The following is an 11995-nucleotide window of genomic DNA, read 5'->3' on the forward strand; positions in this document are numbered from 1 at the left end:
CTCGCCACCACTCAGCCACCCATCACCTCAGGGGGATTCACCATGGGCTCCGGAACCTGGTCCACCGACGTCTACGGCGCCGCGGCGCACTACCGCGCCGCCTCCGGCACCAGCGCCTTCGACTACAGCGACCGCGTCACCACCGCGTCCCCGCGCCACACCTGGACGGCGCACCCGTCGCTCGACCCGAAGGGCCTGACCACCCGCGAGAGCCGCGACTCCGACGAACACCCCGCCTCGCTGGCGATATCCGTCCTCTTCGACGTGACCGGATCGATGCGCGCGGTGCCCCGGACCCTGCAGACCAAGCTGCCCGAGCTGTTCGGGCTGCTGCTGCGCAAGGGGTATGTGGCGCACCCGCAGATCCTCTTCGGCGCCGTCGGCGACGCCACCTGCGACCGGGTGCCGCTCCAGCTGGGCCAGTTCGAGTCCGACAACCGCATGGACGACGACCTCGGCAACATCCTTCTGGAGGGCGGCGGAGGCGGTCAGATGACCGAGTCCTACGAACTCGCCCTCTACGCCATGGCCCGGCACACCGCCCTCGACTGCCACGAGAAGCGCGGCCGCCGCGGCTACCTCTTCCTCATCGGCGACGAGCTGCCGTACGGCAAGGTCAAGGCCCGCGAGGTCCGCGCGGTCTTCGGCGACGACCTCGCCGAGGACATCCCCCTCCCCACGGTCCTGGCCGAAGTGCAGCGGAAGTTCGACGTCTACTTCATCGTCCCGGCCGGCGCCGCCCACGTCGGCAACCGCTCCGTCCTGGCCACCTGGCGCAAGCTGCTCGGCCAGAACGTCATCGAGCTCGACGACCTCGGCGCGGTCTGCGAAACCCTCGCCCTGACCGTGGGCCTCGGCGAGGAGGCCATCGACCTCGCCGCCGGACTCGACGACCTCGCCGACATCGGCTCCGAAGCGGGCGGCGCCGTCGGCAAGGCCCTGGCCCCCCTCGGACGCGGGCGCGGCACCGTCGCACACTCCTCGGCACCGCTGCTCGACACCACCGGCGGCATCGGGACGAGCGGCGCTACAGGCACCACCCGGCTCTGACCCGTAGGAGCGGCACCCCATCCCTCAGGAACCCCAGAGGAAGACGATCCCCCGTGCACACCCTCGTGGTCGATCTCGGCTACGGCGACGCCGGCAAGGGCACCGTCGTCGACCGGCTCTGCGCGCCTCGTCCGGGCGCGGCGCCGGTCACGGCGGTGATCCGCTTCAACGGCGGTGCCCAGGCCGCCCACAACGTCGTCACCACCGACGGCCGCCACCACACCTTCGCCCAGTTCGGCTCCGGCACCTTCAGCGGCGTCCCGACCCATCTCTCCCGGCTGATGATGGTGGACCCTCTGGCGCTCGCCACCGAGGCCCGCCACCTCGCCGCGCTCGGCGTCCCCGACCCGCTCGCGCTGCTGACCGTGGACCGTCGCGCCCGGCTCACCACGCCTTACCACGCGGCCGCCAACCGCGCCCGCGAACGGGCTCGCGGAACCGCCCGGCACGGCTCCTGCGGTATGGGCATCGGCGAAACCGCCGCCTATGCCCTCGCCCACCCCGCCGATGCCCCCACGGCCGGCGACTGCACCGCACGGCCCGTGCTGCGCCGCAGACTCACCCTGCTCCGCGACCGCCTCACCGCCGAGCTGGGCCCGCTCGACGCACCACCCGTCGACGCCTGCCTGGACGCCTTCACCGCCTTCGCCGACCGGGTCACCCTCGTCGGCGAGGACCATCTGCCCCGTCTGCTGCGCCGCGGCCCGGCCGTCTTCGAGGGCGCTCAGGGCGTCCTGCTCGACGAAGGGCACGGCTTCCACCCGTACACCACCTGGTCCACCACCACCTTCGAGGGCGCCGAAGGCCTCCTCGCCGAGGCCGGCCGGCCCCGCTCCGCGCTGCGTCTGGGTGTCGTCCGCACCTACACGACCCGGCACGGTCGCGGCCCGCTCGTCACCGAGGACCCGGTCCTGACCGCCGCCCTGCCCGAGCCGCACAACGGCCACGGCCGCTGGCAAGGCGCCTTCCGGGCCGGCCACTTCGACGTCCCGGCGCACGCCTACGCCGTGGCGGCCTGCGGGGGAGTGGACGCCCTCGCCGTCACCCACCTCGACGCCCCGGTCCGCCACGGCGCCCTGCGCCTCGCCCACGGCTACCGCACCCCCGACGGCCCCCTGGACCGCATCCCGCTCGCGGAACCCGGCAATCTCCACCACCAACAGGCGCTCACCGGACGGATGTTGACCGCCCGCCCGGACCGTTGGCAGAGCCCCGGCCGCGACCCGCACGTCTGGACCGACGCCCTCTCCGCCGCCCTGTCCGCGCCGGTGCTCCTGACCTCCTGCGGGCCGACCGCGGCGGACAAGGCCGGCCCGTTGGGCGACCCGGCGGCCTCGCCCCTCAGTACCGGCCGGGCGACCACCGCTCTATCGGGAAGTCGAAGTAGGTGTCCGGGAACGTCTCCGGTGTGAAGGTGTAGTGCCACCATTCGCTCGGGTAGTTGACGAATCCGGCGCGCTCCAGGCCGTCCTTCAGCAGCAGACGGTGGGCCCGCTGACGGCCCGTGATCCGTGGGTCAAGGGTGTGCGCGAGGGTGTCGAAGCAGTCGAAACCGGTCCCCATGTCCAGTGAGTTGTCCGGGAAGCGGTCCGCCTTCGGGCCGTAACAGGGCGCCGGCGGCTCCCCGGGGACGTACGGCCGGGTCGGCAGCGCGGGCAGCCGCACCAGCGTCAGATCGACGGTGCTGCCCCGGCTGTGACCGGACTTCTCCGCGATGTAGCCGTCCCGGAAGAGCGTCGACTTGTCGGCCCGCGGATAGAACTCGCCCTTCATCCGCTGGTCGCCGAGGTCCTTGGCCCAGGACACGAAGTGGTTCACGGCGCGCTGCGGGCGGTAGCAGTCATAGACCTTGAGGGAGTAGCCGCGGCGCAGGAACGAGCGCTGCGCCCGGTGCAGCGCCCGCGCCGCGTCCCGGGTCAGCAGGCACCTCGGGGCCCGGTAGCCGGTCACCGGCACCCCCATGAAGTTGTGCGGGGTGACATAGCGCATCTCCTGGATGATGGTGGGGTCCACGCTGCGGAGCGCGACGAACTCCCTCGGCATCCCTGGGCCATGGGCGGACGGCGACGACGGCGCCGGACGGACGGCGGTGTCCGCCGCGGCGCCCGGAGCGAGTGCGGGGACGGCGATCAACGCGGCGGCAGCGGTGGCAAGGCCGCGCAGCGCGGCAGCAAGTCTCGGCATGGCCCTCGTCTACCAGGCCGGGCAGCCGGAGCGGAAGGCCTGCCGGACAGCTGCGGGCCAAGCCGCCCTGCCACCGCCGGGTGTCCGGCCACCGGGGCCCGCCGGTCCCTTCCGGCCCCGCATGGCCTCCCGCTGCCCCGGTCGCGGGGCGCCACGCCCGCCCCGCGCCCCGCCCAAACTCACCCCTCCACCACGCCGTCCGTCCCCCGCACCCGCACCGGATACCCCACCGCGCCCCCGTCCCGCCGCTCCACGACCACCCGGCCGCCCGACCACCGCGAGGTGAAGCGCTCCACCGTCGGCCGCTGCCAGCCGTCCCCGGTGTCCGGCACCACCAGCCCGCTGCCCCCGCGCCCGGCGGCCGGCTCCCACACCTCCAGCTCCGTGCCGCCGTCCGCGCCCGCCACCGGCAGCACGGCACCGGCCCGCGCCAGCACCGGAATCCGCGACAGCGGCGCCTCCACCCACACCTGCCCGGGACCGTCGTATGCCTGCCCGGTCGCGGTGTCGTACCACCGGCCGCGCGGCAGCCGCACCGGCCGCCGGGTCACCCCCGCCGCCAGCGCCGGCGCCACCAGCAGCGCGTCCCCCAGCAGAAAGGCGTCCTCGCAGTCCCGCAGCGCCCGGTCCCGTGGGGTGCTCCACCACAGCGGCCGGACATACGGAGCCCCGGTCAGCCGTGCCAACTGCCCCAGCGTCCCGAAGTACGGCAGCAGCCGCTGCCGCTCACACAGCGCCGTACGGGCATGGCCGAGCACCTCGCTCCCGTATTCCCAGGGCTCCCGCCGTCCCGCCCCAAGGGCCGAATGGGTACGGAACAGCGGCATGAGGGAGCCCAGTTGGAACCACCGCAGATACAGCTCCGGACACGGCACCCCGTTGAACCCGCCGATATCGGGACCGCTGTACGGGACCCCGCACAGCCCCAGCCCCAGTACCAGCGACAGCGACGCCCGCAACCCCGGCCAGCCCGTCGTCACGTCGCCCGACCAGCTGCCGCCGTAGCGCTGCATCCCGGCCCAGCCCGAACGCGAGAAGAGGAACGGCCGCTCGCCCGGCCGCAGTTCGCAGAGCCCCTCGAAACCGGCCCGCGCCATGGCCAGGCCGTAGACGTTGTGCGCCTCCCGGTGGTCGCCGCCCCGCCCCTCCAGCGCGTGCCGGGCCGAGCGCGGCAGGGTCCGCTCCCCGAACGCGGCGAAGGACACCGGCTCGTTCATGTCGTGCCAGACCCCCGAGAAGCCCTGCGCCAGCCGCTCCGCGTACAGCGCACCCCACCACTTGCGCGCCCGCGCATCGGTGAAATCCGGGTACACCGACTCGCCCGGCCACACCACCCCGCGCACCTCGCGCCCCCGCGCGTCCCGTACGAAGGCGTCCGCCGCCGCTCCGCCCTCGTACACCGGGTTCCCCGGGTCGGCCCTCACCGCCGGGTCCACGATCGACACCAGCCGCACCCCGTCCGCGCGCAACTCCCGTGCCAGCCCGGGAAGATCCGGATAGCGCTGCCGGTCGACCGTGAACACGCGGTTCCGGTCGTAGTGGTCGATGTCCAAGTGGACGGCGGACAGCGGAAGGTCCCGCTCCTGGTAGCCGGCCACCACCCGGCGCACCTCGGCCTCCCCGCCGAAGCCCCAACGGGCGTGCTGATACCCCAGCGCCCACTGCGGCGGCAGCGCGGGCGCACCGGTCAGGGCCGTCCAGACCTGCAGCACCCGGGCCGGGGTCCCGGCCAGCACCCAGTAGCGCAGCGGCCCGCCGTCCATCCGCAGCTCACAGGCGCCCGGCCGGTCATGCCCCGAGCCGGCGCCCTCGGCGCCCTCGCGCAGCGTGACCCGGCCGTCCCAGGAATTGTCGTGGAAGACCAGATGCGTACCGGCGTCCGCCACCACCAGCTGCACCGGCATCGTCACCGACAGCGGATCGTCGCCCGGCCCGAAGGCCCCGCCCGGATCGGTGTTCCACAGCCGGTACGTGCCCTCCCGCAGCCGTGGCCCGTGCGCCCGGCCGCCCAGCCCGAAGAACCGGCCGTCGGCCGCCACCTCCGAGCGCTGCACCCAGCGCGAGACCCCAGCGCCCTCCGGCCGCCCGGCGCGCTCGTCACCCGCCCGGTCCCACCAGCGCGGCGGCAACTCCCGCCGCAGCACCGCCCCGCCGGGCGTCCGCACCTCCACCGCGCCGTGCCGGGACACCACCACGAGCACTCGTTCGGAGACCACCCGCCAGCCGCCCTCCGTATCGGGCTCCAGCACCGCCCGCGCATCCACTTCGGGACACGCCCCGGCCAGCGCGTACGACGGCTCCGGCTCGGCACCGTCCCAGCCGCAGAACACCGCACCGCCCGCGGCCACCCGCACCCGCAGCGAGGACCGGGCGAAATGGATCAGCCCGCCGCCCGGCTGCGGCTCCGCACGCCGCGCCGGCCCCGGCACCCGCGCCCGTTCCGCGCCGGGCCGCGGCAGCGCCCGCGCATCCGCTCTCCACGCCCGCCACGCAGCGCGCACGGACCGCAGCCCCTGCGCCGGCCCGACCGCCCTGATCACCCGTACCGACCGCACCAGATCCCGCCCGTCCATGCCGGTCAGCCTCCCATTGACGGGCGGCTGCGCGGGCACCGTTCAACTGCCGTTCACCTGCGCGGGGTCACGCTCGGCCACCTTCAGGCCCGAGGGCCACCCCGCATGGGCCGAATCCCGCCACGGGCCCCGGCCCCCCACACCGCGCCACAGGGCGGCACCACATCCCCCCCGAATGTGGGCAGCCGACCCTGGTGCACAAGTCGATCACATGGCATCGTCCAGGAAAGCCGTGTCGCGCGCACACGCCCACCCACTGGGCCGGGGGACCCCCACCACCGTGCGCGCCCGACGCCCACGACGCGTATCGCCCGGGAGCCGCATGATGACCACCGCACCGCAGTCCGCCCACCAGCCGGAACCACTCTGGCAGCCCGGTCCGGACCGCATCGCCGGCGCACAGGTCACTCGCTTCCACACCTGGGCCGCCGCCCACCACGGCGCACCCGACCCGACCCCCGGCGACCCCGCGACCAGCTACGCCGCCCTGCACGACTGGTCCGTCCGCGACCTGCCCGCCTTCTGGCAGGCCACCGCGGAATGGTTCGACGTCCGCTTCACCACCCCGTACGAGACCGTCCTCGCGGACCGGACGATGCCCGGCGCCCGCTGGTTCCCCGGCGCCACCCTCAACTACGCCGAGCACGCCCTGCGCGCCGCGGAGGACCCGGCCCGCGCCGGCGCGCCCGCGCTGCTGTACGTCGACGAGACCCATGAGCCCACCCCGGTCACCTGGACGGAGCTGCGCGCCCAGGTCGGCTCGCTGGCCGCCGAACTCCGTCGCCTCGGCGTCCGCCCCGGCGACCGCGTCAGCGCCTATGTCCCCAACATCCCGCAGGCCGTCGTCGCGCTCCTCGCCACCGCCGCGGTCGGCGCCGTCTGGACCTCCTGCGCCCCCGACTTCGGCGCCCGCAGCGTGCTGGACCGCTTCCAGCAGATCGAACCCGTCCTCCTGTTCACCGTCGACGGCTACCGCTACGGCGGCAAGGAACACGACCGCCGCGACACCGTCGCCGAACTCCGCAACGAACTTCCCACTCTGCGCGCCGTCGTCCACATCCCGTTGCTCGGCACCCCTGCCCCCGAAGGCGCGGTGAACTGGTCGGACCTGACCTCGAATGACACCGAACCGGTCTTCGACCAGGTCCCGTTCGGCCATCCGCTGTGGGTCCTGTACTCCTCCGGCACCACCGGCCTGCCCAAGGCCATCGTCCAGTCCCAGGGCGGCATCCTGCTCGAACACCTCAAGCAGACCGGCCTGCACTGCGACCTCGGCCCGGACGACCGGTTCTTCTGGTACACCTCCACCGGCTGGATGATGTGGAACTTCCTCGTCGCCGGCCTCCTTGTGGGCTCCACGATCGTGCTCTACGACGGCAGCCCCGGCCACCCCGACATCTCCGCCCAGTGGCGGGTCGCCGAAGCCACCCGCGCCACCGTCTTCGGCACCTCGGCCGCCTACGTCATGGCCTGCCGCAAGGCCGGCATCCACCCGGCCCGCGACCTCGACCTCTCCGCCATCACCTGCGTCGCCACCACCGGCTCCCCGCTCCCGCCGGACGGCTTCCGCTGGCTGCACGACAGCTTCACGGAGGGCGGCACCGACCTGTGGACCGCCTCCGTCAGTGGCGGCACCGACGTCTGCAGCTGCTTCGCCGGCGCCGTCCCCACCCTCCCCGTCCACATCGGCGAACTCCAGGCCGCCTGTCTGGGAACCGACCTCCAGGCCTGGGACCCCCAGGGCCAACCGGTCATCGACGAGGTCGGCGAACTCGTCGTCACCAACCCCATGCCGTCCATGCCCACCCGCTTCTGGAACGATCCCGACGGCACCCGCTACCACGACAGCTACTTCGACATGTACCCCGGCGTCTGGCGGCACGGCGACTGGATCACCGTCACCCCCCGCGGCAGCGTCGTCATCCACGGCCGCTCCGACTCCACCCTCAACCGCCAGGGCGTCCGGATGGGCTCCGCCGACATCTACGAAGCCGTCGAACGGCTCCCCGAGATCCGCGAATCCCTCGTCATCGGCCTGGAACTCCCCGACGGCGGGTACTGGATGCCGCTCTTCGTCCACCTGGCCCCGGGCGCCACCCTCGACGACACCCTCCGCGACCGCATCAAGCGCACCATCCGCGAACAGCTCTCCCCGCGCCACGTCCCCGACGACATCATCGAAGCCCCCGGAGTCCCGCACACCCTCACCGGCAAGCGCATCGAGGTCCCCGTCAAGCGACTCCTCCAGGGCACCCCCCTCGACAAGGCCGTCAACCCGGGCTCCGTCGACAACCTCGAACTCCTCAGCTTCTACGAGCAAGTGGCCCGCGACCGCGCCACCGACCGTACGGAGTAGGGCGTCTCCGGCGCCGGACCGCCGAAGGCCCGCACGGCCTCCGGTCCGGCGCCCGGCCGCATTGTCAGACCCCCCGATTACTCTCAGTGACAAGTGATGTCCGGCCCGCACTCCGCACCGGACACATCGCACCAGGGGGAGCCATGACATCCACATCCAGGTACACCGACCAGTCCGCCGCCCGCCGCAAACTCCGCCGCGAAGTCCCCAGCGCCGCCGCCGTCCTGGCCGACGAGCAGGACTTCCGCGCCATGAGCCGCTATCGCACCTTCCCGTTCGACGACCACCGCAGCTACCTCCGGCAAATGGAGCACCTGCTGCGTACCCTCGCCTCAGAAGGCGTCCTCACCACCCTCAGCCTCTTCGACCCGGCCGCCTACGAGAAATACTGCGGCGACCTCTCACTGGACCCCGACCGCCCCGACAGCCGCAGCCGCTACACCGCCGAAGTCGCCCGCACCGGCGCGACGTTGACCTACCAGGGCGAATCCCTCAGCCGGCTGCTCCCCCTGCTCGTCGAAGAAGCGGGCCGTCAGGCCACCTGGGACCACGCCTCCGCCGTCCTGGCCCGCGCCGGTAACTGCGCCGAGTGCGGCGAAGACCTCGCCCACGCCGCCTTCGCCCGCGCCACCCGAGCTCTCCAGCAACTCCTCACCGCCCTCGGCAGCGGCACCCACCACCTCGTCTGCTCCGTCGCGGCCGGCGACCCGTCCCTCCTGGCGGTGCTGCACGCCACCGCTCCAGAGGGCGCCCGCCTCCAACTCGCCGAATCGGACACCCTCGTCTTCTGCACGGTCCTCGCCGCCGGCTTCGCCCTGCGCACCCCCGGCGGCATCGTCTCCCGCACCACCACCGGCCCCGCCGACCACGACACCACCGGCGACCCCACCCCTGACACCGCCCACGACACGGTCCGCGGCTGGTCCCTCCGCGACTCCTGGCCCCACGCCCTCAGCGCCGCCGAGGTCTTCACCGCCTACTGCACCGACGCCGAAACCGGCGAGCCGATCCCACCCGAGCACGGCGTCGACTACGCCCCCGGCCTCCCCCTCACGCCCCCACCCGACCCGCATCGGCACGACTGACCACACCGCGACAAACGACAAGGCCGCCCCGCCACGAAGGGCGGGACGGCCATCAAGCCTCCTGCGACGCACCGCGCCGCGCGCGATCACTCCCCGGAGAGCACCGCCTGCGCGGCGGCCCGCGCATCGTCCGCGGTGTCCGCGGCACGGGCCGCAGCCGCCGCCCGCTCACACTGCGCCAGCGTGTGCTTGGACAGCGTCGACCGCACATACGGAATCGATGCCGCACCCATCGACAGGCTGGTGACACCGAGCCCCGTCAGCACACACGCCAACAGCGGATCGGAGGCCGCCTCACCGCAAACGCCACAGCTCTTGCCCTCGGCCTTCGCGGCCTCGGCCGACGCCGCCACGAGATCCAGCAGCGCCGGCTGCCAGGGATCCTGCAGCCGCGAGACGGCACCGACCTGACGGTCCGCCGCGAAGGTGTACTGCGCCAGGTCATTGGTCCCCAGCGAAAGGAACTCCACCTCCTGCAGAATCGACCGCGCCCGCAGCGCCGCCGACGGAATCTCCACCATCGCCCCGAACTTCGCCTGCAGCCCCGCCTCCCGGCAGGCGTCCGCGAACGCCTTGGCGTCGATCCGGTCCGCCACCATCGGTGCCATGACCTCAAGGTAGACCGGCAGCCCCTCGGCCGCCTTCGCCAGCGCCGTCAGCTGCGTACGCAGCACCTCGGGGTGGTCGAGCAGCGTCCGCAGTCCCCGCACACCCAGCGCGGGGTTCGGCTCATCGGCCGGAGTCAGGAAGTCCAGCGGCTTGTCGGCACCGGCGTCGAGCACCCGCACCACGACCCGCCCCTCGGGAAAGGCCTCCAGCACCTTGCGGTACGCATCGACCTGCTTCTCCTCGGACGGTGCGTTCTTGCTGTCGTCCAGGAAGAGGAACTCCGTACGGAAGAGACCGACCCCCTCCGCCCCGGCCTCGACCGCCGCGTCCACATCACCGGGCCCGCCGACATTCGCCAGCAGCGGCACCTTGTGCCCGTCGGACGTGGCACCCGGACCGGACGACGCCGCCAGCGCCGCCTTCCGCTCCGCCGCGGCCCGCTCCAGCGCAGTCCGCTTCTCGGAGCTCGGCTCCACGAACACCTCACCGGTGCTGCCGTCCACGGCGATGACCGTGCCCTCGACGAGTTCCCCGGCACCGGGCAGCGCCACGATGGCCGGCACCCCCAGCGCCCGCGCGAGAATCGCGCTGTGGCTGGTCGGCCCGCCCTCCTCGGTCACGAACCCGAGCACCAGCGTCGGGTCGAGCAGCGCCGTGTCGGCCGGCGCAAGATCCCGCGCGATCAGCACATACGGCTCATCACTGTCCGGCACACCCGGCATCGGCACCCCCAGCAGCCGGGCGACGATCCGGTTCCGCACGTCATCGAGGTCGGCCACCCGGCCCGCGAGGTACTCACCGGCTCCGGCCAGCAGCGCCCGGTAGGCGGCGAACGCGTCGTACACACCGCGCTCCGCGGTGCTGCCCACGGCGATCCGCCGCTCGACGTCCGCCATCAGCTCGGGGTCCTGCGCCATCAGTGCCTGTGCCTCCAGCACGGCCTGCGCCTCACCACCCGCCAGGTTGCCCCGCGCCATCAGGTCGGCAGCCACGGCCTCCACGGCCTGACGGGCACGCCCCTGCTCGCGCTCCGCCTCGTCCGCCGGAATCTGCTTGGCCGGCGGCTCGAGAACCGCCGTGCCCATGTGCCGCACCTCGCCGATCGCCACTCCGTGGCTGACGCCGACGCCTCGCAGCGTTGTCTCCATTGCACCCGTCTCCGCTTGATGCGACGGCCGGGGCCGCCGCGATGGATGTCGTACCTGCTGTGGGGGAGGCCCGGCTACTGCCAGGAGAAGAGCTGGTCGCCCGCCTTGACGTCGCCGTCCTCACGCACCTCGCCGAGCGAGTCCGCGGTGGCCTCCAGCGCGACGACCGGACACACCGGCGACTTCCCGGCCTGCTCCACGGCCGCCGGGTTCCAGCGCACGATCTCCTGACCGCGGGTCACGGTGTCGCCCTTGTTGACGAGCAGCTCGAAACCCTCGCCATTGAGCTGAACGGTGTCGATCCCGAGATGGGTGAGCACACCGTGCCCCTCGGAGTCGACGACGACGAACGCGTGCGGGTGCAGCGACACGAGGACACCGTCCACGGGAGAAACCGCGGCGGACGGCTCGCGGACGGGGTCGATGGCGGTACCGGGACCCACCATCGCTCCGGAGAACACCGGGTCGGGCACGGCCGCGAGTCCGATGGCGCGTCCGGCAAGAGGGGACGTCACGGTGGTCATGGGAAGCCTCCCAGGGGTGGAGATTCATCAGGCCGCCGTCACTACCTGTCCTGGACGGCGCACCGTTCAGAAGCGTAAGTCATAAGAACTGACGGTTCCGCATGAGAGACACCGGTTGCCGTCCGCGAGTCCCGCTGAATCGATTTGCCTCGCCCACACCGGAGCTGTACTGTCTGACACCTGCCCCGGACAGCCAGGACGCAATCAACTGCGTCCGGTTGAGGTGGGCGGCACTCCTAGCGTCTTGATTGCGACTCAAGAATTGCGCTTTCTGCATGCCTGCAGAAAGGAAGCGGTTCGAAAGCCGGAAAAGGCCTGATAGAGTGTGAAACACCGAAGGGAAGCGCCCGGAGGAAACCCGAGAGGGAATCCAAAGGAAGCGTCCGTTCCTTGAGAACTCAACAGCGTGCCAAAAGTCAACGCCAGATATGTTGATACCCCGTCGACCGGAAACATCCGGGAGATG

At 72.6% G+C, this 11995-nt stretch carries 8 protein-coding genes; 4 read left to right on the top strand and 4 right to left on the bottom strand.

The genetic code is table 11. The features are described 5' to 3' along the window. Positions 1-42: 42 nt before the first annotated feature. Both ACFW5B_RS29665 and ACFW5B_RS29670 read left to right on the top strand, forming a co-directional pair. Positions 43-1050, top strand: a complete 1008-nt coding sequence (locus ACFW5B_RS29665; protein WP_386446163.1) for a hypothetical protein — start codon at positions 43-45, stop codon at positions 1048-1050. A gap of 53 nt (positions 1051-1103) precedes the next feature. Then, entirely contained in the window at positions 1104-2462 is a 1359-nt protein-coding gene (locus ACFW5B_RS29670; RefSeq protein ID WP_386446166.1) for an adenylosuccinate synthetase, read from the top strand. On the opposite strand, the gene ACFW5B_RS29675 is transcribed toward ACFW5B_RS29670, so the two are convergent. Together ACFW5B_RS29675 and ACFW5B_RS29680 are read right to left on the bottom strand one after the other, a co-directional pair. Further along, on the bottom strand, positions 2392-3234 hold the full coding sequence (locus ACFW5B_RS29675) for a M15 family metallopeptidase (RefSeq protein ID WP_386446169.1): 843 nt from the start codon (positions 3232-3234) through the stop codon (positions 2392-2394). The genes ACFW5B_RS29670 and ACFW5B_RS29675 overlap by 71 nt on opposite strands. A 179-nt stretch (positions 3235-3413) precedes the next feature. Next, positions 3414-5807 (bottom strand): TIM-barrel domain-containing protein, encoded by a 2394-nt coding sequence (locus ACFW5B_RS29680; protein ID WP_386446172.1) that lies wholly within the window; start codon positions 5805-5807, stop codon positions 3414-3416. A gap of 325 nt (positions 5808-6132) precedes the next feature. Between ACFW5B_RS29680 and ACFW5B_RS29685 the strand changes: the two genes are divergently transcribed. Then, complete coding sequence (locus tag ACFW5B_RS29685) at positions 6133-8163, top strand: acetoacetate--CoA ligase (RefSeq protein ID WP_386446192.1); 2031 nt, start codon at positions 6133-6135, stop codon at positions 8161-8163. Positions 8164-8306: 143 nt separating this feature from the next. Beyond that, positions 8307-9248 carry a hypothetical protein gene (locus tag ACFW5B_RS29690; protein WP_386446175.1) on the top strand — a complete coding sequence of 314 codons (942 nt, stop codon included), beginning with the start codon at positions 8307-8309 and terminating at the stop codon, positions 9246-9248. Between the two features lie 86 nt (positions 9249-9334). Here the strand turns inward: ACFW5B_RS29690 and ptsP are convergent, their stop codons facing one another. After that, complete coding sequence (ptsP, locus tag ACFW5B_RS29695; protein ID WP_386446178.1) at positions 9335-11005, bottom strand: phosphoenolpyruvate--protein phosphotransferase; 1671 nt, start codon at positions 11003-11005, stop codon at positions 9335-9337. 74 nt (positions 11006-11079) lie between these two features. Beyond that, positions 11080-11529 carry a PTS glucose transporter subunit IIA gene (locus tag ACFW5B_RS29700; RefSeq protein WP_386446180.1) on the bottom strand — a complete coding sequence of 150 codons (450 nt, stop codon included), beginning with the start codon at positions 11527-11529 and terminating at the stop codon, positions 11080-11082. Between the last annotated feature and the right edge of the window lie 466 nt (positions 11530-11995).

Source organism: Streptomyces sp. NPDC058773 (genome assembly GCF_042746015.1).
Taxonomy (GTDB): domain Bacteria; phylum Actinomycetota; class Actinomycetes; order Streptomycetales; family Streptomycetaceae; genus Streptomyces.

Coding starts and splice junctions, on each gene's coding strand:
- ACFW5B_RS29680 (WP_386446172.1), bottom strand. CDS start 5,807: ATGGACGGGCGGGATCTGGTGCGGTCGGTACGGGTGATCAGGGCGGTC.
- ACFW5B_RS29685 (WP_386446192.1), top strand. CDS start 6,133: ATGACCACCGCACCGCAGTCCGCCCACCAGCCGGAACCACTCTGGCAG.
- ACFW5B_RS29700 (WP_386446180.1), bottom strand. CDS start 11,529: ATGACCACCGTGACGTCCCCTCTTGCCGGACGCGCCATCGGACTCGCG.
- ACFW5B_RS29665 (WP_386446163.1), top strand. CDS start 43: ATGGGCTCCGGAACCTGGTCCACCGACGTCTACGGCGCCGCGGCGCAC.
- ACFW5B_RS29690 (WP_386446175.1), top strand. CDS start 8,307: ATGACATCCACATCCAGGTACACCGACCAGTCCGCCGCCCGCCGCAAA.
- ptsP (WP_386446178.1), bottom strand. CDS start 11,005: ATGGAGACAACGCTGCGAGGCGTCGGCGTCAGCCACGGAGTGGCGATC.
- ACFW5B_RS29675 (WP_386446169.1), bottom strand. CDS start 3,234: ATGCCGAGACTTGCTGCCGCGCTGCGCGGCCTTGCCACCGCTGCCGCC.